Genomic DNA, 19,397 nt, shown 5'->3' on the forward strand with positions numbered 1-19,397 from the left:
GGAGAGGGTCGGGGAGAGGGGCCTATCGAGGACTTATCGCACTTGCCCCTCTCCCCAACCCTCTCCCCTGAAGGGGAGAGGGAGAAGTGCTTGACCCACGCCCCGCTACCGAACATCGGTAATGGCATGGCCTCGCTGCCCATCCCCGCGCCGAAAAACCCCCGCGCGCTGCTTCCCCTCGCGGCGGCAATCGGCGCGGGCTTCGCGGCGGCCGCGATAATCCTCCTCACGCTCAACGACCGCGCAGTCGCGGTCGGCTTCGTTGCCGCGGGCCTGCTCGCGGCGGGAGGCCTGTTCGCAGCGCGCCGCCTTCTCGCGAGCGACACCGCGGCGGAGGAGCGCACCGATTGGGCCGTCGCCCATGCGCTCGCCGCGGCTTCTGATGACGCGCTCGCGGTCACCGACCGCGCCGGCCGCCTGGTCTGCGCCAACAGCCGCTATGAGGCGCTGTTCGCCGGCTGGCCGACGCCCCCCAGCCTGCCCGTCAGCGATGCGTCGATCGCCGCGCTGGGCGCCGCCGCGCGAACCGCATGGCGGGATGGCGAGGGCAGGGCGGACGGCATCCAGGTCTTCGGCGCGCCCGTTTCGGCCCGCGTCGCGCGCATCGGCGAGGAATCGCTCGTCTGGCGCTTTATCGGCGTGCAGGCGCTCGATCTTGCCGCGCGCGTTGAATCGCTGATCGATGGCGGCACTGGCGATCGGCTCGGCGCGGCCGGCATCATGACCGTGATGCTCTCGCCCGAGGGGCGCGTCCGCTCGGCGAACCGCGTCTTCCGGCTGCGCGCCCTCGGCAGCGCGGACACCCCCGCCGAGGGCCGCGATTTCGCGCGCTTCCTGATCACCGACAGCTCGGGGCTGGTCCGTTTCGAGCGAGAAGGGCTGGGGGGCACGCCCCTGCGCGTCCTCCAGATCCCGTTCCTCGATGGAGAGGACGCGCCGATGCTCGTCACCCTGCTGGACGAGGAGGGGGCGGCGCTGGCTCCGGCGATCGGCGGCAGCGCGTCGGCGCATGTCCGCTCGCTGATCGCCTTGCTCCCCTCCGGCCTCGCTCTGGTCGATCGCGACGGGCGCTTCGTCAACATGAACGACGCCTTCGTCCGCGCCACCCGCGTCAACGCCGCCGCGCCGCCCCTCTACCCTGGCGATCTGGTGGTGCGCGAAGACAAGGCCGCGCTGGCCGACGCGGTCCGCCGCTTCGCCGGAGGGGCCGCGCAATCCGCCGAGATGACGATCCGCCTACAGGATGCGCCCGAAGAGCCGGTCGCGATCACTATCGCCGGCGCCCGCGGGCTGGGCGATGCGGCGGTGCTCATCAGCCTCAAGGATTCGGGCGAAGAGGGCAAGCTCAAGCGCCAGGTCGCGCAGGCCACCAAGATGCAGGCCGTCGGCCAGCTCGCCGGCGGCGTCGCGCACGATTTCAACAATATCCTCACCGCGATCATCGGCCATTGCGACTTGATGCTGATGCGCCATTCGCCGGGCGACGGCGATTATGACGACATCCAGCAGATCCGCGCCAATTCGAACCGCGCCGCCAGCTTGACGCGCCAATTGCTTGCTTTCTCTCGCCAGCAGACGCTCCGCCCGCAAGTCCTCCAGCTTCCGGACGTGATCTCGGAGGTGTCCAACCTGCTCAAGCGCCTGCTGGGCGAAACCGTGGTGCTGGACGTCAAGCATGGCCGCAATCTTGGCCCCGTGCGCGCCGATCCCGGCCAGCTTGAACAGGTCGTCGTGAATCTGGCGGTCAATGCCCGCGACGCGATGCTCGCCGCCAATCCCAACCAGGGCGGCACGCTGACGATCGAGACGCTGGCGATATCCGCCGCCCAGGTCCGCCAGATGGACGACGACGTGCTGCCCGTCGGCGATTACACTGCGCTGCGCATCTCCGACACCGGCACCGGCATTCCGCGCGATATCCTGCCGAAGATCTGGGAGCCGTTCTTCACCACCAAGGAAGTGGGGAAGGGCACCGGACTCGGCCTTTCCACCGTCTATGGCATCATCAAGCAATCGGGGGGCTTCATCTTCGCCGACAATAAGCCCCAGGGCGGAGCGGAGTTCACTATCTACTTGCCGGTCCACGCCGCCGCCGAGGCCACCGCCGCGCCCAAGGCTCCCGCCAGAGTCAAGCCCGCCGATACTTGGGGCACCGGCACGATCCTGGTCGTCGAGGACGAGGACATGGTCCGTGCCGTGGCCGAGCGCGCGCTGGCCAAGCAGGGCTATACCGTGCTCACCGCCGAAAATGGCGAAGTCGCACTCGAATTGCTCGATACGATCGACAAGCCCGATCTCCTCGTTTCCGACGTCGTCATGCCGCTGATGGACGGCCCCACCATGGCGCGCCGCATCCGCGAGAAATGGCCCGATCTGCCGATCCTGTTCATGTCTGGCTATGCCGAGGAACAGCTTCGCAGGTCGATCGATCTGGACAATGTCGCCTTTCTGCCAAAACCCTTTTCGGTACAGCAACTTGCCGAGGCCGCACGGGACATTCTCACCGTCACATGAGGCTTGGCAAACGCCATTCCGCGTGCGTAAGGAAGAATCGGCCGGGCGGCGGGCGCCTCGACCAATGTGAACCTATTCCGATCGGCAAGTTAACATGCGTTCAATCTGCCTCAGGTTAAGGCGCTTCGCATGACCAATCCGAAAAACATCCTGATTGTCGAAGACGAGCCGCTGATCGCGATGATGCTCGAGGATTTTCTCGATGCGCTCGATCATCAGGTCGCCGGAACCGCCGACAATGTCTCCGCCGCGCTCGAATTGATCGGGCGGGGGGGCGTCGAGGCCGCGATTCTGGATGTAAACCTGCGGGGAGGCGAGCAGAGCTGGCCGATCGCGGACCGGCTCTCCGAAGCCGGCATCCCCTTCGTGATCGCCACGGGCGGCAGCGGAGACAGCATCGCCGATGCGCACCGCGCGCGGCCGATGCTCTCCAAGCCCTTCACGATGGACACGGTCGAAAGGGCCCTGGCCGGGTTGTCAGGCTAACTCCCTCTCCCCTTTGGGAGAGGGAAGGGGCCCGCTCGCGTAGCGAGTGGGAAGGGTGAGGGCGGGGGCAAATCGCTGCCCTCACCCTTCCGCCGCTGCGCGGCTCCCTCCCTCTCCCGATGGGAGAGGGATCAACCCACCACCCGCACTACATCCCCAACCCGCACAGGCCCCTTGCGCGCCGGTGCTCCATAAACCCCATAAACATTGCCGAACTTCCGCGCGATCGTGCGCAGCACGCTCGAGTCGCGCTCGGCGGTGCCGGGATCGATCGTCACCATGGCGCAGCGCGGGATGCCGTCGGTCACCAGCAGCTCCGCGCCATCCTCGCCAAAGGCGATGCGCTTGCCCGCCCATTCGACCTGGACGGCGCCGCTCTCGATCACGATGTTGGTCCGGAAGCGGCGAAGGTCGAGCGGACTGCCATGCGCGGCTTCCACCAATCGGTGTCCGGCGCTGGTCACTACCGAGACGGGCATGGCGTCATATGCGCCGATCGCCAGCTGCATCAGGCTCACCGGCTCGCGCACAGCGGCCGAAAGGCGATCGAGCAGTTCGGCATCGTCCACATGCCCGCGCCATCCATCGGGCGCAGCGATCTCCACGCGCGCGGTCTTGGGAGACCCTGGATCGGCGAAACGCGCCGAGTGGAGCACAAGCTCGGAAATGTCGCGGCCGGTCAGCCAGGGGAAGCGTGAGCGGCTCTCGCGGAAGTAGAAGCCATATTGCCGGTCCCCCTCCACCCCCTGCCAGTCGATCTCGGCCGCTTGCAGCGGCTCGCCCGCCATTGATTTCACGGGAAAGCGGTTCAGCGCCGCGACATGGCCGATAATTTCCCCCATATGGGGTGGCTAACGCGGCGGGCCCGGGCGGGCAACCGCCGCGCCAGCAAAATAATTCATGTTCCACTCTTGTTCTATCAGAACAAACACGATACGAAGCCGTCAACAGCAACGATTACGGTAGACATCTTCAAGTGGCGAGGGCAACGAAAATGGCGGCATCCCTGAAGGTCATCGACAACAATATGGCTCCCAGCAGCGAAAAGCAGAAGGCGCTCGAAGCTGCCCTCGCACAGATCGACCGTGCGTTCGGCAAGGGCAGCGCGATGCGGCTCGGCTCGAAGGAGACGATGCAGGTCGAGACGATCTCGACCGGTTCGCTCGGGCTCGATATCGCGCTTGGCGTCGGCGGATTGCCGCGCGGCCGCGTGATCGAAGTCTATGGCCCTGAGAGCTCGGGCAAGACCACGCTGGCGTTGCACGTGATCGCGGAAGCCCAGCGCGGCGGCGGCACTGCGGCGTTCGTCGATGCCGAGCATGCGCTCGATCCGGTCTATGCCAAGAAGCTCGGCGTCAATATCGATGAGTTGATCGTCTCGCAGCCCGATACCGGCGAGCAGGCGCTCGAGATCGTCGACACGCTCGTCCGTTCGAATGCGATCGACGTGCTGGTGATCGATTCGGTCGCGGCGCTGGTTCCCCGCGCCGAGATCGAGGGCGAGATGGGCGACAGCCATGTCGGCCTCCAGGCCCGCTTGATGTCGCAGTCGCTGCGCAAGCTCACCGGCTCGATCAGCCGCTCGCGCTGCATGGTGATCTTCATCAATCAGCTGCGCATGAAGATCGGCGTGATGTACGGCAATCCCGAGACCACGACCGGCGGCAATGCGCTGAAATTCTACGCCTCGGTCCGCCTCGACATCCGCCGCACCGGCCAGATCAAGGACCGCGACGACATTATCGGCAACACCACCCGCGTGAAGGTGGTGAAGAACAAGGTCGCCCCGCCGTTTAAGCAGGTCGAGTTCGACATCATGTATGGCGAAGGCATCTCCAAGATCGGCGAGATCCTCGATCTCGGGGTGAAGGCCGGGCTAGTCGAGAAATCGGGTGCGTGGTTCAGCTATGACAGCGTCCGGATCGGCCAGGGCCGCGAAAATTCCAAGACTTTCCTCAAGGAAAATCCGGATCTTTGCGCCCGGCTCGAATCGGCGATCCGCACGCGCACCGAAAAGGTCGCGGAGGAGATGATGGCCGGCCCCGAGCCGGATGCCGAGGGCAGCGAGGACGATCTCTGAAGAACGTTTATTGGCCTAAACTTTGCCTAAACTTTCAGGCCGCGCCGGCGCCATGCGCAGGAGCAGCGGTCACGGGAATGATCGACCCCAGCGGATCGACTGCCCCATCGGAGACCCGGCGCATTGCCCTGCGCCGGGTCTTTCCGCATGTGTCGCGACCGCGCAATTTAATGATATGATTCCCGGGAAAAGTGCGAAGCTAAGGGATTAGGAGAGCGGTCATGATCATCGTCCACCATCTCGAGAACAGCCGCTCGCAGCGCGTCCTCTGGCTCCTCGAAGAGCTGGGCCTTCGCTATGAGGTCAAGCGCTACCAGCGCAACAAGACCACCATGCTCGCCCCGCCTGAGCTCAAGCGCATCCATCCCCTCGGCAAGTCGCCGGTGATCGAGCATGATGCCCGGGTGGTCGCGGAAACCGGCGCGATTGTCGAATATCTGGTCGAGCATGCGGACGGCCGCCTGGGCGCGCCCGCGCACCGCGACGATGCCCTGCGCTATCGCCATTTCCTCCATTATGCCGAGGGCTCGCTGATGCCGCCGCTGCTGCTCAAGCTGGTGCTCAGCCGCGTGCCCTTGTTCGGCAAGGCCGCGCAGAAGAAGATCAAGCCGATGATCGACGTCCATCTCGATTATGTCGAAGCCGAGCTTGGCGCGCGCTCCTGGTTCGCGGGCAGCGAGATGACCGCCGCCGACATCATGATGAGCTTCCCCCTGGAAGCCGCCGTCGCCCGCGCCGGCGCTACCGAAGGCCGCCCGCATATCGCCGCCTGGCTCCAGAAGATCCACGCCCGCCCCGCCTATCAGGCGGCGCTCGCCGCCGGCGGGCCTTATGCCTATGCCTGATCAGTTCTTCGGCACGGCGTAATCCTCGAAGCTGTCGGCGTCCGGCGTGGGTGCCCCGGCGATCGGCTTGACCCCCGGCTCGGCCTCTTCCGGCGGATCGAGCTGCCCTTCCCAGCGGGCGACGACGACGCTGGCGACGGCGTTGCCCACCACATTGGTCGCGGTGCGGCCCATGTCGAGGAAGTGATCCACCGCTAGGATCATCAATATCCCCGCCTCCGGGATATTGAACTGCGCCAGCGTGCCCGTGATCACCACCAGGCTGGCGCGCGGCACGCCGGCTATGCCCTTGCTGGTGATCATCAGTGTCAGCAGCATCAGGATCATGGTGCTCCAGTCGAGCTGGATGCCGTAAGCCTGGGCGATGAAGATCGACGCGAACGTCATGTACATCATCGATCCGTCGAGATTGAACGAATAGCCGAGCGGCAGCACGAAGCTGGCGATCTTGGGCGGCACGCCGAAGCGGTCGAGCGCATCGAGCGTGCGGGGATAGGCAGCCTCGGACGACGCAGTCGAGAAGCCCAGCAGGATCGGGTCGCGCAGATAGCGGAACAGCGTGCCCGTACGCTTGCCCACGATCAGGAAGCACGCACCGAGCAACACCGCCCAGAGCACCGCGAGGCCAATGTAAAAGCTGCCCATGAAGAAGGCCAGATCGCCGATCACGCTCAGCCCCTTGGTGGCGAGCGTCCGGGCCACGGCGCAGAAAACCGCAATCGGAGCGAACAGCATCACATAGCCGGTGACCGTCAGCATCACCGCGACCAGCGCCTCGAGCCCGCGCACCAGCGGCGCGCCCTTTTCGCCGACCGCGGCCAGCCCGACACCGAAGAACAGCGAGAAGATGACGAGCTGGAGAATGTCATTGGTCGCCATCGCCTCGATGCCGCTGGTCGGCACGATATGGATGAAGAACTTGGCGATATCGAAGGCCGAGCGGTCTACGCCGCTCGATGCGTTGGCGGCGGGCAGCGCCAGGTCGAGGCCGACTCCCGGCTGAAGCACGTTGACCAGGATCAGGCCAAGCGACAGCGAAACCAGGCTGGCGCTGACGAACCAAAGGAATGCCTTCAGCCCCACGCGCCCGATCGCGCTGCCCGTGCCCATATGCGCGATGCCGACGACAAGCGTGGAAACCACCAGCGGCGCGATGATCATCTTGATCAGATGGAGGAACATCTGCGTCGGGATGTCGAGATAGGAAGCGATCTTGGCGAGCTGCGCAGCGCCCGCTTCACCCTCCGGCGCAAGGCTCGCATTCAGTCCCCAGCCAAGCAGGCCGCCGAGCACCAGCCCGGCAATGATCCACCATGTCAGTCGCTTGCCCACGCATCACCCTCTAAATTTTTGGCCCTGAATCTGGTAGCCGCAAGGAAGGGGATTGCGCGCCTCGGGTCAAGCGCCGTTTGGCGGCCGCTTGCCGCGCCAGCCGCTTCTCGCCGCCGCAAGGTCTCGCGCGCCGGCAACCCGGGCACCCAGCTTCGCCTTGGCTTGTCCCCGGATCGCAAGCGCTACCGGATCCAGCGGGCGGCGCTTCAGCGAAGCATCCGCGGCAGCCAGCGCCCCGGCCGCATCGCCTTTGGCCAGCAATGCAGCCGCCACGTCGCGCCGCACGGGATACCACCAGAGGGGCGGGTCGGCGAAATCGGAGAAGGGCTTCGCTTCCTCGGCTGCGGCGGCCGCGGCGAAATATTCCACTGCCTTGGCCGGCCTGCCCCTGAGCATGGCGATGCGGCCTGCGAGCACGTTGCGGCTGATCAGCGACAGCGACGCAGTACGGCCCGACTTGTCGTCGGCGACCTTCCTGGGCGCCAGCCGCCCCTCTCGCTCGGCGGCGGGCAGATTGCCGGCCCGCGCATATGCCTCGCCGCGCGCATAGCGCCACAATATCCGCGCACCCGGATGCGCCTTGCCCGGATCGGCGATGGCCAGCGTCTCGGCAAGCGAGCCGAAGTTCGCCACTGCCATATAGGCCTCGCCCAATACGATCTGCCGGAACGGCGCGAGCGTGGCCGCGCGCGCGGCCATGGCAATCATCGGCCGGGCGAGCTTGAGCCCGACTTCCGCATCGCCGGACATCAGCGCGCCGCCCAGCCCGAAATGGACGTTATGCCCATGATAGAGCAGCTTCCACTCGGCATCCGGCCCGGGCACCCCATCCTGCCGCGCATCCGCGATGCCGATCTCCACCGCGCGCAGGTTCGAAGTCGCGGCGTCGCCATAGCGGCCGATCCAGTAATAGGTGTGGGAGGGCATGTGGACGAGATGACTCGCGGCGGGCGCGACCACGCCCAGCCGATCGGCGAACTTCTCCGCCCGCGCCGGGAAGCCCGATCCCTCGGTGGCATGGATGTAGAAATGGATTGCCGGCGCATAGTCCGGATTGCGCCCCAGCACGCTTTCGAGCAGCGCCACCGGCCGCTTCAGCGTATCGGCGTTCCACTCCGCCGCCGCGATCATACCGGCATCCGCCGCGAGCGTCGCCAGCGCATCGTCATTGGGAACGATGGCCGCCATCTTGGCCATCGCATCGGCGAAGTCGCGATCGCCGGTGGCGCCGACATAGCGCAGCTTGAGCGCCCCGATCAGGTTGCGCTCGCGAACCGGACCGTTGGCGGCCAGCTTCTCGGCGGCTTCTGCCATCGCCGCCAGCGTCTTGGCCTCTTCCGGCTTGATCCCGTAATTGATCGTGGGGCCGGACGACCATGCCTCGCCCCAGGTGCACATCGCGCAATCGGGATCGAGCCGGCGCGCCTCCTGAAACGCCTTGATCGCCGCCTTGTGCGCGAAGGCTTGCGCGAGTTGCAGGCCATTGTCGAAAAAGGCCTGCGCTTCGGCGCTCTTTGTTGTGATCTTGAAGCCCCCGGGGCCATAGCCCTTCAGGACCACGGTCTTGGCGTCCGGCTCGGGCAGGTCGCCGCCGCACCAGCTGGCCGCCCTCGGCGCGGACGAATAGGGCAGGGGCGCTCCATTGCTGCCCAGCAGCAGGATCATCGGCGCCAGCATCAGATGTCGCATCGTATCGCCCCTATCGTTGCGCCGCAGGGAAGGGGATTGCCGCGCGCGGGTCAAGCGCTGTTGGAAGACCGGGCCCCCAGGGACCGAGTTGCGGGCGTCGCTCTGGTCAATAAACGCCAATTAGCTTCGCACCCGCGACCAGAAGCACGACACTAAGCGCCTTCAATATCGCCGGAGTGGCCAGCCTGATACCGAGGGTTGTCCCCACCAGCCCACCTAGAAGCACCGCACACGCATAAAGCGGGAGAGCGGGCGGCAGCGCCTCGATCTGCGAAAAATTGCCGAGCAATCCAGAAACCGAATTGCAAAGGATGAACACCGCCGCGATGCCCGACGCCGGCTTTGGCGTAGACCAGGCCATGAACAGCAGCAGCGGCGACAGAAATATCCCGCCCCCGGTCCCGGTCAGGCCCGCGAGCAGGCCGATGCCGGCGCCGCAGATTACCGCAAGCCAGACGGGCGGATCTTTCCATTCGGTCGTTGCCTTCAGCTCCTTGGGCCACAGCAAGCGCAGCGCCGACAAGAGCAGCACCACACCGACAAGGGGTCGGTAATACTCGCCGGGCAGTTTGATTGCGCCGCCGAGAAAAGCGAATGGGAGCGCGCCGATGAGGAGAGGCCACAGCGTTCGCCAGCGGAACATGCCCGCCCGGATAAACCGTGCCGATCCGAATGAGGCCACGATGATATTGAGGACGAGCGCCGTTGGGCGTATCACTGCGGGCGGCACGCCGAACAGCGCCATCAGTGCGATATAGGCGGAGGCGCCAGCGTGCCCGACGCTCGAATATAACGCCGCGCCGATCATCATGCAGAACGCTAGCGCGAGGTCGGTGGTCTCAAAGGCCATCGCCGGCAGGGTGTCGATCACCCGTCGTCAACTGTCAACGCGAGGCAACGATCGCCGTTCACGGAACTATCCACTTCGGCGTGATTCACCGGCGAACCGTTTCGCTTGAGTGAAGCGCCTTGCGCCCCTAAGTCGCACCAATGACGTCCACCAACGATATCCGCCGCAGCTTTCTCGACTATTTCGAAGGGCAGGGGCACGCCCGCGTCCCCTCGGCGCCGCTGGTTCCGGACAACGATCCGACCCTGATGTTCGTCAACGCGGGCATGGTGCCGTTCAAGAACGTCTTCACCGGCCTGGAATCGCGTCCCTATTCGACGGCAACCAGCTCGCAGAAGTGCGTCCGCGCGGGCGGCAAGCACAACGATCTCGACAATGTCGGTTATACCGCCCGGCATCACACTTTCTTCGAAATGCTCGGCAATTTCTCGTTCGGCGATTATTTCAAGGAACAGGCGATCACGCATGCGTGGACCCTGCTGACCAGGGAATGGGGAATCGACCCCAATCGGCTGACCGCAACCGTCTATCACACCGACGATCAGGCCTTCGACTTGTGGAAGAAGATCGCCGGTCTTCCCGATCACCGGATCATCCGCATCCCGACCAAGGATAATTTTTGGGCGATGGGCGCGGATGGCCCGTGCGGGCCCTGCTCCGAGATATTCTTCGACCATGGCGACCATATCTTCGGCGGCCCGCCCGGCAGCCCGGACGAAGATGGCGACCGCTTCGTCGAGATCTGGAACCTCGTCTTCATGCAATATTTGCAGGAAGCGGACGAGATCGTCGGCGACTTGCCGAAGCCCAGCATCGATACGGGCATGGGACTTGAGCGGATCGCCGCGGTGCTTCAGGGGGTCCACGACAATTACGACACCGACACGTTCAAGGCGCTGATCGAGCAATCGGGCGCGCTTACCGGATCGGCCACGACGGGTGACAATCAGGCGAGCCACCGCGTGATCGCGGACCATCTGCGCGCTTCCGGCTTCCTGGTGGCGGACGGCGTGCTGCCCGCCAATGAGGGCCGCGGCTATGTGCTTCGCCGCATCATGCGCCGCGCGATGCGCCACGCGCATCTGCTCGGGGCGAAGGACCCGCTGATGCACCGGCTGGTGCCATCGCTGGTCGCCGAAATGGGCAGCGCCTATCCCGAATTGCTCCGTGCCCAGCCGCTGATCGAAGCGACGCTCCTGCAGGAGGAGACCCGGTTCCGCCAGACCCTGACCAATGGGCTGCGCTTGCTCGACGAAGCGACGCACGGGCTGATGGCGGGCGATACGCTGCCCGGTGAGACAGCGTTCAAGCTCTACGACACGTTCGGATTTCCCTATGACCTGACCGAAGATGCGCTGCGCACGAACGGCATCGGAGTGGATCGTGCCGGCTTCGACACGGCGATGGCCGAGCAGAAGCGCGCCGCCCGCGCCGCATGGAAGGGCTCGGGCGACAAGGCTTCGGACGAAGTCTGGTACGATGTCGCCGACGAATTCGGCGGCACTGAGTTTACCGGCTATGCAGGCACCGAGGGCGAGGCGCAGGTCGTCGCGCTGGTGAAGGATGGCGTGCGCGTCGAAAGGGCGGCGGCAGGGGACAGGGTCACCATCCTCACAAACCAGACGCCCTTTTACGGCGAGAGCGGCGGCCAGATGGGTGACGCAGGCACGATTACAAACGATAAGCTCAGTGCGACGATCGAGGACACAAGCAAGCCGCTTGGCCGGCTGCACGCCCACGATGCGAGGATCGACAGCGGCGAGATCGCGGTGGGCGATACCGTCCATCTCAAGGTCGATGCCGAACGCCGCGACCAGATACGCGCCAACCATTCGGCCACCCATCTGCTGCACGCCGCGCTGCGCCATCGCCTTGGCGGGCACGTCAGCCAGAAGGGCAGCCTGGTCGCAGCGGACCGCCTGCGCTTCGATTTCTCGCATCCTTCCGCGCTTTCACCTGCGGATATCGCCGAGATCGAGGCCGATGTGAACGCGCAGATCCGCCACAACGAAGCCGTTGGCACGCGTCTGATGACTCCGGAAGATGCCATCGCGGCGGGCGCGATGGCGCTGTTCGGCGAGAAATATGGCGACGAAGTGCGCGTGCTTTCGATGGGGCGCGGCGATGCTCGGCATTATTCGGTCGAGCTCTGCGGTGGCACCCATGTCAACGCGACGGGCGATATCGGCGTGTTCAAGATCATTTCCGAAAGCGCTGTCTCGTCGGGTGTCCGCCGGATCGAGGCGCTCACCGGGGAGGCCGCACGGTTGTGGCTCGGCTCGCGCGACGAACGGCTTCGCGAAGCCGCCGCCGCGCTCAAATCGTCGCCCGAGGAAGTCCCGGCGCGCGTTCTCGCTCTTGTGGAGGAACGCCGCCGCCTGGAACGCGAATTGGCCGATGCCAGGAAGGCGCTGGCGCTGAGCGGCGCCGGCGGCGGCGCGTCGGCGCCCGCGGGGCCGGAGGAGATCGGTGGCATCAATTTCATCGGTCAGGTGATCGAAGGGCTCGACCCCAAGGATCTGCGCGGCGCGGTGGATGAAGCCAAGGCTCGTATCGGCGCGGGTGTAGTCGCGCTCGTCGCAGTGAACGGGGGCCGCGCTTCGGTTGCGGTCGGCGTCACTGAAGGTGTCGGGCACAGCGCAGTCGATCTGGTCAAGGCAGCGGTGGCCGCGCTTGGCGGCCAGGGCGGTGGGGGCAGACCCGATATGGCGCAAGGCGGCGGACCCGATGGGAGCAAGGGCGAGGAAGCCCTGGCGGTCGTTCGGACCGCATTGATGAGCGTCCCGGCATGATCGCTCTCGCGATCGCTCTGCTGCTCCAGCGTGAGCCCTTGCCAGCCTATGCCGATGCCAGTCGGTGCGCCGGCCTGACGATCTCGCATCACCGGACGATAGCGCAGGACCGGGCCAGCACTAAGGCATTCGACGATTCGCTATACTGGTCTCTCGTGGTGGGGGAGCGTGCGCGCAAGGACCGGATCCCCCATTCGCGCTTCGAGCGCGACATGGCGGACGCTACCGAGCGAGCCGACAAGGAACTGGCCGCTCGAGCCCCCGCCGCGGTAGTGGATCTGGCCCGCTGCGCCGCGCGCGTCCCGCATTGAGCGCTTACTGCCCGATCTTATAGCCTTCGTCGGCCTTCACCCAGATATAACGCTGGTTGAGATCGGGCCGCGCCACTCCGTCGAGCGCGGCTTCGGCGACCATCACGTCCCCGTCCGCCTTCTCGGTGGCGCAGGCTGTCTTGCCATCCATCGGCGCGAGCGAAGCTCCGATCTGTGCACGGATCGCCTGCTCCATCGCGGCGTTCACGGCCCCGCCGTTCATCGAAAGCTTGGCGCTCTCGAAATCCGCGGTGCGGACGAGGTTGCAGACTTTGCCCCCCTCGACCTTGCCCGAGATATTGATTTCCATGGTCACCAGCGGCGCGGGAATGATCATCATCGTCGTTGCGGAATCATAGGTCCCGTCCGTGCGGACGGTATAGGTGGCGATCCCCATGCAGGTCTTGGCCTCCCGGTTCGGGTTCATGCACTGAACCTTGCCCGCGCGTGCTTCGGCAAGCGGATCGGCGGTCTGTGCCGCGGCAGTGGCGGCGAGGATCAGCAGGGCTTCAAACATCGGTCAACTCCTTGGGATAGCTTGCGCGGGGTCATGCGCCGCCGCACTTTGGGCGGCAAGCCCAAATGCATTCAGCGCGGCACATCGGCCCTGCGGATGCGGCGGAGGCGGGGCTCGCGATCCATGCCTACGGCCTCCTTGATCGCCTTGCGCATCTTGTCGCGCTCTTCGTGGATCGATGCGATCACCGGCCCCACGCCGATGCCCAGATCGACAAGAAGGGCCTCGGAAAGCTGGAGGGAACTCTCGAGTGTTTCGGGCACGGCATCGGTCGCGCCGGCCTTGTACAGCTCGGCGGCGTGGCTCGCATCCCTGGCGCGGGTGATGATCGGCAGATTGGGCACCCAGCCGCGCACCCGCCGAGTGAGCCGGACGGTCAGCACCGGATCGTCCATCGTCAGGATCAGCGCCTTGGCGTGGCCCAGATTGAGCCGATCGACCAATTCGCTGCGCGTCACATCGCCGAACAGCACCGAATAGCCCTCCTTGCGGGCGGCATCGACATTGTCCACGTCCGCGTCCACGCCGATATAGGGCAGTCCGTGGCGCTGGAGCATGTCCGCCACGGTGCGCCCGACGCGCCCGAACCCGATCACGACCGTGCCGGGGCCGGCCTCATCGACGGCGACCTCCGCCTTCTCCCCCTCGCTCGCCTGCCTGCGCTCGATCAGCCGCGCGATGCGGCGGCCGCCATAAGCGAGCAGCGGAGTCGCGGTCAGGCCGATTGCCGTCACAGTGGTCCAGAAGGCGGCGTCACCGGGGGCGATCAGGCCCGCGGTGGCCGCCACGCCCAGCACGATCAGCGTGGTTTCCGATGGGCTTGACATCAGCACGCCGGTCTCGGCAGCGGTGCTCACTCGGGAGCCCGTCATCTTGAGCAGCCCCATCGTCACGCCCGCCTTGACGACCAGCACCATCACGACGGCCCCCAGCAAAGCGCCCCAATTGCTGAAAACGAAGGCCAGATCGAGCTGCATGCCCACGGTGATCAGGAAAACGCCGAGCGCGAGTCCCTTGAACGGGGCGGTGATCACTTCGACTTCACTATGGTATTCAGTCTCAGCGATCAGCAGGCCCGCGATCAGCGCCCCCACGATCGGCGACAGCCCGGCCGCCGTGGTGGCGAGGCTCGCGGCGATGACTACCAGCAGGCTGGCGGCAAGGAACAGCTCGGGGCTCTTCGTTCGCGCCGCCTGGCCGAACATGCGCGGCAACAGGAAGCGGCCGACCAGGAACAGCAATGCGACCGTCAGCGCGCCCCGGCCAAGCACGCTGGCCAGAGACATCCAGCCCGCATCCGCGGTGGGGGCCATCGCACCGAGGAGGAAGATGATCGGGACGAGCGCCAGATCCTCGAACAGCAGCATCGCGAATGCCGCCCTGCCGACCGGGCTCGTCGTTCCAGCAATCGGTATCACCAGCGCCGTCGACGATAATGCCAGCGCCAGCCCCATGCCGATCGCTCCTCCGCTGCTCATGCCGGTGACGTAGAGCGCCAGGCCCAGCACAAGCGCCGCGCCGATCAGCTCCGCCGCGCCCACGCCGAAAACGAGCGCTCGCATCGCCCATAGTCGCTTGAACGACAGCTCCAGGCCGATCGAGAACAGCAACAGGATGATGCCGAATTCGGCGAAGGGCTCGATCGAATGCGGATCGGAAATCGTGAAATAATAGAGCCAGGGCTGCTGGCCGACCAAGGTGCCGAGGCCTGCCGGACCGACCAATATGCCCACGAGGATGAATCCGATGACCGGGCTTATCCTGAAGCGCGCAAAGGCCGGAATGACCAGCCCGGCCGCGCCCAATATGACGAGCGCATCACTGAAACCGCTATTCTGAAGGCTGATCATGCGCCTATTAAGCGGGTGCGGGTGCTTTTGTCATGGGGGGACACATGATCGAAACCGAACTTTGCATCGTGGGCGGCGGTCCGGCGGGGATGGTGGCCGGGCTGCTCTTCGCTCGGGCGGGGGTAAAGACGCTGGTGCTGGAGAAGCATGGCGACTTCCTCCGCGACTTTCGCGGCGACACGGTGCACCCCTCGACGCTGATGCTGTTCGAGGAACTTGGGCTGCTCGATGCGCTGCTCCAGCGCCCGCATGACAAGGTGCGTAAACTGAGCGTGCCTTTCGGCGACCGGCGCTTCGACGTGGCCGATTTCAGCCGCCTTCCCGGGCGGGCCAACTTCATCGCGATGATGCCGCAATGGGAGTTCCTCGATTTCGTAGCGGACGCCGCCCGGCGCTATCCCGCCTTCACGCTGCGAATGGATTGCGAGGCGACCGGCATCGTGCCGGGCGAACACCGCATCGAAGGTGTCGTGACTGCGGCGGGCGAAACGATCCGCGCCAAGCTAGTGATCGCCGCGGACGGTCGCCGCTCGATCCTGCGAGACGCGGCGGCGCTCCCGCTCGATGATCTGGGTGCGCCGATGGACGTGTTCTGGTTCCGCCTCCCTAAGGACCGCACGCCGGAGAATATGACCACTGGTTTCTTCGGGGCCGGCCACGTCATCGCCCTGATCGATCGCGGGGAATATTGGCAATGCGCCTATCTTTTTCCCAAGGGAGGAGCGGACACCGTCAAGGCTGCGGGCATCGAGGCGTTTCGCCGCGAGGTCGCCATCGCCGCGCCGCTGGTAGCGGATCAGGTCGCCGCCCTGACCGATTGGGATCAAGTAAAGCTCCTCGCGGTATCGCTCGATCGATTGACCCGCTGGCACACGCCCGGATTGCTGGCGATCGGCGACGCTGCGCATGCCATGTCGCCTATCGGGGGAGTGGGAATCAACCTCGCCGTGCAAGACGCCGTGGCGACCGCGAATATTCTAGCCGCGGCGATGCGCGAGGGCCGCGAGTTGGATTTGCTCCTGCCCTTCGTCCAGCGACGGCGGATGCTTCCAACCCGCATGGTGCAGGCGGCACAGCGCATGGCGCATGACCGGATCATCAAGCCAATCCTGACCGATCGAACCCCGACGACCCGGGCGCCGCGCATGCTCCGCCTGCTGCGACGCTTCCCGGCCCTTCAGCGCATTCCGGCCCGGCTGATCGGCATGGGCATCCGGCCGGAGCATATCCGCTCGCCCCAAGCCTAGCGTTCGGCGGCGCGCCAGCCCGCCACGCATAGCGCCAGCATGATCACATTGCCCACCGCATCGAGCAGCCCAAGGTGGGTAAACACCGGATCGACGAACACGAACCACCAGTTGAACGCGAAGAACGGAAGCAACGCGATCCCATAAGCCAGGAACGTGGCCTTGGTGAAGCGCGAGAAAGCCGCGAACAGCCCCGAGATCATCGCCTGCGCGCCGAAGCACGCCACCGCGAAGGGGAGGATTGCGCCCTCTCGATATTGCGGCAGGAAGGTAAGCTCGATGACGCTGCGGGGGCCGAGTAACGCCCAGCCCCCGAGCACGAAGAACACCGCCGCGATCGCCCATTGAATGGCGCGAACGCGGCGGGGGTTCGGCATCAGGCCCAGCTCGCCATTTCGGCTTCGAGGTTGAGGCGGATTTGCTCGAAGAACTGCTCGGTTGTCATCCATGCCTGATCAGGGCCGATCAGCAGCGCGAGGTCCTTGGTCATCGCGCCGCTCTCCACCGTCTCGATGCAGACGCGCTCCAGCGTCTCGGCGAACCGGGTCACGTCGGGCGTGTTGTCGAACTTTCCGCGGAACTTGAGACCGCCGGTCCAGGCGAAGATCGACGCGATCGGGTTGGTCGAAGTCGCCTTGCCCTGCTGGTGCTGGCGATAATGGCGGGTGACGGTCCCGTGCGCGGCCTCGGCCTCGATCGTCTTGCCGTCCGGGGTCATCAGCACCGAAGTCATCAGGCCCAGCGAACCGAAGCCCTGCGCGACCTGGTCCGACTGCACGTCGCCATCGTAATTCTTGCAGGCCCAGACGAACTCGCCGCTCCACTTGAGCGCGCTGGCGACCATGTCGTCGATCAGGCGGTGCTCGTAGACGATGTTCGCGGCCTTGAACTGGTCCTTGAACTCGGCTTCGAACACCTCTTCGAAGATATCCTTGAAGCGGCCGTCATAGGCCTTGAGGATCGTGTTCTTGGTGGAGAGATATAGCGGCCACTTGCGGCCCAGCGCGTAGTTCATCGAGGCGCGTGCGAAATCGCGGATCGACTCATCGAGATTGTACATCCCCATCGCCACGCCGGCGGCCGGGAACTCGAAGACGTTCTTTTCGATCGTCTCGCCATTCTCGCCTTCCCATTTCATTGTCAGCTTGCCCTTGCCGGGCACTTTGAAATCGGTGGCCTTGTATTGATCGCCAAAGGCATGACGGCCGACGACGATCGGCTTGGTCCAGCCGGGAATCAGGCGTGGCACGTTTGAAATCACGATCGGCTCGCGGAAAATCACGCCGCCCAGGATGTTGCGGATCGTGCCGTTCGGCGATTTCCACATTTCCTTCAGGCCGAATTCCTCGACCCGCTGCTCGTCGGGGGTGATCGTGGCGCACTTCACGCCCACGCCATATTTCTTGATCGCCTCCGCCGAATCGATCGTGATCTGATCGTTGGTCTCGTCGCGCTTCTCGACCGAGAGATCGTAATATTTGAGATCAATATCGAGATAGGGGAGGATCAGTCGCTCGCGGATCCACTGCCAGATGATCCGCGTCATTTCGTCGCCGTCGATCTCCACGACCGGCGTTGCAACCTTGATCTTCGCCATGTGCCCGCTGTCCTCCGATAAGGGTTTGGCGAGCGTCTAGGAGGATGGGCGGCGGGGATCAACCGTCCCCGGCGACGCTATTCCTTCCACGCCCACCAGAGCTGTGCCGGCGGAATGTTCCACCATTCGATCGCATGATCGATCTTGGCCCAATGCGGCGTCAGGAAATTCCGTACCTTGGGGTTGTATTGATAGACCAGAAAGGCCCCGCCGGTGCGGAGAACTTCATGCGTCGATTTGGCGATGGCATCGCCCACGCCGGCGGGCAAGGTCGAAAAGGGCAGGCCCGAGGCGATGTAGTCGGCATGCTCGAAGCCGTGATGCGCGATGATCTGCTTCACGTCGCTGGCCGAGCCGCATACTGCGATCAGGCGGGGATCGTCGATCGTCGCGTCCAGATAGGCGATGAAGTCGGGATTCGTATCGATCGCGATCACCCTGGCATCGGGCGCCAGCTGGTCGAGGACCGTCCGAGTGAAGGTGCCCACCCCGGGGCCATATTCAACGAAAAGCTTGCAGTTCTTCCAATCGACTCGGCTCAGCACATGGCGAACCAGCCGTTGCGACGACGAGGCGATCGCGCCGACCATCACCGGATGCTTGATGAAACCCTTGAGGAACATCATCGCTGGCGAAGGCAGGCCTGCGGCGCGGCGGCGGCTTCGGCGCTCGGCAGCAGTCGATGCGGGCATGAGGGACCTTCTTGCGATTGTTTGCGGGGGCAGCCGTGCGCCCTGCGCAAAAACGAACGAACATTCAAGCGCAGAGGTTCATTTCGGCAAGCTTGGCCGCTCGAATCGCCTCAGAGCTCGCGGCGGAAATAGACGACGCGCTCGGTCTCGGCGAAGCCGATAGCGGCGTGAAAGGCATGGCTATCGCGATTCTCGATCAGTGCGTCCGAGCCGAACTCGCGGCAGCCCCGGCTGCGGCCCCAATCGGCGACTCGCTCCGCCAGCGCGCGGGCAACCCCCTGCCGTCGATAGCCGGCAGCGACGTAGATGCCCTCCAGGAACGCGACGGGTGAAGTCTCGCAGCCATTGACATAATCCCGGCGGATCGAGGCCTCGGCAAAACCGGCGATCTGGCCGGAATCCGTACGTGCCACCAAGGCCAGCATGTCATCCCCGTCGAGCATTTCCTTCATGCCCTCGGCCAGTCCGTCAGGGTCCTCGTCGGGCCATAAAGCGATCCGCAGCGCTGCCCATTGGGTACCGTCGTCGCTTGTGGCAGGTTCGATAAGCATGATCCTTGTCTAGGAAAGGCCGAGCGGTCCGGCTAGAGCCGGGC

17 protein-coding genes are annotated in these 19,397 nt (G+C 65.2%); 7 read left to right on the top strand and 10 right to left on the bottom strand.

The genetic code is table 11. From position 1 onward, the window contains the following. Positions 1-126 precede the first annotated feature (126 nt). The gene (locus VF617_RS02510; RefSeq protein WP_331013324.1) at positions 127-2,514 is read left to right on the top strand and encodes a hybrid sensor histidine kinase/response regulator; all 2,388 of its coding nucleotides are present in this window, start codon (positions 127-129) and stop codon (positions 2,512-2,514) included. Between the two features lie 129 nt (positions 2,515-2,643). Continuing rightward, positions 2,644-3,000: a response regulator gene (locus VF617_RS02515; RefSeq protein WP_331013278.1), complete on the top strand. Its 357-nt coding sequence runs from the start codon at positions 2,644-2,646 to the stop codon at positions 2,998-3,000. 131 nt (positions 3,001-3,131) lie between these two features. On the opposite strand, the gene VF617_RS02520 is transcribed toward VF617_RS02515, so the two are convergent. After that, positions 3,132-3,842 (bottom strand): MOSC domain-containing protein, encoded by a 711-nt coding sequence (locus tag VF617_RS02520; RefSeq protein WP_331013279.1) that lies wholly within the window; start codon positions 3,840-3,842, stop codon positions 3,132-3,134. A 152-nt stretch (positions 3,843-3,994) separates the two neighbouring features. On the opposite strand from VF617_RS02520, the gene recA reads away from it, so the two are divergent. Continuing rightward, positions 3,995-5,080 (top strand): recombinase RecA, encoded by a 1,086-nt coding sequence (gene recA, locus VF617_RS02525; RefSeq protein ID WP_331013280.1) that lies wholly within the window; start codon positions 3,995-3,997, stop codon positions 5,078-5,080. Positions 5,081-5,301: 221 nt separating this feature from the next. Further along, positions 5,302-5,925: a glutathione S-transferase gene (locus VF617_RS02530; protein WP_331013281.1), complete on the top strand. Its 624-nt coding sequence runs from the start codon at positions 5,302-5,304 to the stop codon at positions 5,923-5,925. Here the strand turns inward: VF617_RS02530 and VF617_RS02535 are convergent, their stop codons facing one another. The 3 genes from VF617_RS02535 to VF617_RS02545 form a co-directional block, all read right to left on the bottom strand. Continuing rightward, positions 5,926-7,257 carry a dicarboxylate/amino acid:cation symporter gene (locus VF617_RS02535; RefSeq protein WP_331013282.1) on the bottom strand — a complete coding sequence of 444 codons (1,332 nt, stop codon included), beginning with the start codon at positions 7,255-7,257 and terminating at the stop codon, positions 5,926-5,928. 66 nt (positions 7,258-7,323) lie between these two features. Continuing rightward, on the bottom strand, positions 7,324-8,946 hold the full coding sequence (locus VF617_RS02540; protein ID WP_331013283.1) for a hypothetical protein: 1,623 nt from the start codon (positions 8,944-8,946) through the stop codon (positions 7,324-7,326). Positions 8,947-9,052: 106 nt separating this feature from the next. After that, entirely contained in the window at positions 9,053-9,817 is a 765-nt protein-coding gene (locus VF617_RS02545) for a sulfite exporter TauE/SafE family protein (RefSeq protein WP_331013284.1), read from the bottom strand. Between the two features lie 119 nt (positions 9,818-9,936). On the opposite strand from VF617_RS02545, the gene alaS reads away from it, so the two are divergent. Beyond that, the gene (gene alaS, locus VF617_RS02550; RefSeq protein WP_331013285.1) at positions 9,937-12,588 is read left to right on the top strand and encodes an alanine--tRNA ligase; all 2,652 of its coding nucleotides are present in this window, start codon (positions 9,937-9,939) and stop codon (positions 12,586-12,588) included. Next, the gene (locus tag VF617_RS02555; RefSeq protein WP_331013286.1) at positions 12,585-12,899 is read left to right on the top strand and encodes a hypothetical protein; all 315 of its coding nucleotides are present in this window, start codon (positions 12,585-12,587) and stop codon (positions 12,897-12,899) included. The genes alaS and VF617_RS02555 overlap by 4 nt, the downstream gene beginning before the upstream one ends. A 4-nt stretch (positions 12,900-12,903) precedes the next feature. Here VF617_RS02555 and VF617_RS02560 read toward each other — a convergent pair whose 3' ends face one another. Further along, positions 12,904-13,416, bottom strand: a complete 513-nt coding sequence (locus VF617_RS02560) for a hypothetical protein (protein ID WP_331013287.1) — start codon at positions 13,414-13,416, stop codon at positions 12,904-12,906. 71 nt (positions 13,417-13,487) lie between these two features. After that, positions 13,488-15,266 (bottom strand): cation:proton antiporter, encoded by a 1,779-nt coding sequence (locus VF617_RS02565; RefSeq protein WP_331013288.1) that lies wholly within the window; start codon positions 15,264-15,266, stop codon positions 13,488-13,490. Positions 15,267-15,310: 44 nt separating this feature from the next. On the opposite strand from VF617_RS02565, the gene VF617_RS02570 reads away from it, so the two are divergent. Further along, entirely contained in the window at positions 15,311-16,513 is a 1,203-nt protein-coding gene (locus VF617_RS02570; protein WP_331013289.1) for an FAD-dependent oxidoreductase, read from the top strand. On the opposite strand, the gene VF617_RS02575 is transcribed toward VF617_RS02570, so the two are convergent. The 4 genes from VF617_RS02575 to aac(6') all read right to left on the bottom strand — a co-directional run bounded on the left by VF617_RS02575 (position 16,510) and on the right by aac(6') (position 19,353). Next, positions 16,510-16,890 carry a hypothetical protein gene (locus VF617_RS02575; RefSeq protein WP_331013290.1) on the bottom strand — a complete coding sequence of 127 codons (381 nt, stop codon included), beginning with the start codon at positions 16,888-16,890 and terminating at the stop codon, positions 16,510-16,512. The two genes, VF617_RS02570 and VF617_RS02575, sit on opposite strands and share 4 nt — an antisense overlap. Beyond that, the gene (locus VF617_RS02580) at positions 16,890-18,110 is read right to left on the bottom strand and encodes an NADP-dependent isocitrate dehydrogenase (protein ID WP_331013291.1); all 1,221 of its coding nucleotides are present in this window, start codon (positions 18,108-18,110) and stop codon (positions 16,890-16,892) included. Before VF617_RS02580 ends, VF617_RS02575 begins: the two co-directional genes overlap by 1 nt. A gap of 77 nt (positions 18,111-18,187) precedes the next feature. Continuing rightward, complete coding sequence (locus VF617_RS02585; protein ID WP_331013292.1) at positions 18,188-18,802, bottom strand: methyltransferase; 615 nt, start codon at positions 18,800-18,802, stop codon at positions 18,188-18,190. Between the two features lie 110 nt (positions 18,803-18,912). Continuing rightward, the gene (aac(6'), locus tag VF617_RS02590; RefSeq protein WP_331013293.1) at positions 18,913-19,353 is read right to left on the bottom strand and encodes an aminoglycoside 6'-N-acetyltransferase; all 441 of its coding nucleotides are present in this window, start codon (positions 19,351-19,353) and stop codon (positions 18,913-18,915) included. Between the last annotated feature and the right edge of the window lie 44 nt (positions 19,354-19,397).

Source organism: Sphingomonas sp., from assembly GCF_036388215.1.
In the GTDB taxonomy this organism is placed as follows: domain Bacteria; phylum Pseudomonadota; class Alphaproteobacteria; order Sphingomonadales; family Sphingomonadaceae; genus Sphingomonas.

Bases quoted from the DNA above. Each gene is read 5' to 3' on its own strand.
- VF617_RS02540 (WP_331013283.1), bottom strand. From the start codon at position 8,946: ATGCGACATCTGATGCTGGCGCCGATGATCCTGCTGCTGGGCAGCAAT.
- recA (WP_331013280.1), top strand. From the start codon at position 3,995: ATGGCGGCATCCCTGAAGGTCATCGACAACAATATGGCTCCCAGCAGC.
- VF617_RS02580 (WP_331013291.1), bottom strand. From the start codon at position 18,110: ATGGCGAAGATCAAGGTTGCAACGCCGGTCGTGGAGATCGACGGCGAC.
- VF617_RS02555 (WP_331013286.1), top strand. From the start codon at position 12,585: ATGATCGCTCTCGCGATCGCTCTGCTGCTCCAGCGTGAGCCCTTGCCA.
- VF617_RS02560 (WP_331013287.1), bottom strand. From the start codon at position 13,416: ATGTTTGAAGCCCTGCTGATCCTCGCCGCCACTGCCGCGGCACAGACC.
- alaS (WP_331013285.1), top strand. From the start codon at position 9,937: ATGACGTCCACCAACGATATCCGCCGCAGCTTTCTCGACTATTTCGAA.
- VF617_RS02510 (WP_331013324.1), top strand. From the start codon at position 127: ATGGCCTCGCTGCCCATCCCCGCGCCGAAAAACCCCCGCGCGCTGCTT.
- VF617_RS02530 (WP_331013281.1), top strand. From the start codon at position 5,302: ATGATCATCGTCCACCATCTCGAGAACAGCCGCTCGCAGCGCGTCCTC.
- VF617_RS02585 (WP_331013292.1), bottom strand. From the start codon at position 18,802: ATGCCCGCATCGACTGCTGCCGAGCGCCGAAGCCGCCGCCGCGCCGCA.
- VF617_RS02570 (WP_331013289.1), top strand. From the start codon at position 15,311: ATGATCGAAACCGAACTTTGCATCGTGGGCGGCGGTCCGGCGGGGATG.
- VF617_RS02515 (WP_331013278.1), top strand. From the start codon at position 2,644: ATGACCAATCCGAAAAACATCCTGATTGTCGAAGACGAGCCGCTGATC.
- VF617_RS02565 (WP_331013288.1), bottom strand. From the start codon at position 15,266: ATGATCAGCCTTCAGAATAGCGGTTTCAGTGATGCGCTCGTCATATTG.
- VF617_RS02575 (WP_331013290.1), bottom strand. From the start codon at position 16,890: ATGCCGAACCCCCGCCGCGTTCGCGCCATTCAATGGGCGATCGCGGCG.
- VF617_RS02520 (WP_331013279.1), bottom strand. From the start codon at position 3,842: ATGGGGGAAATTATCGGCCATGTCGCGGCGCTGAACCGCTTTCCCGTG.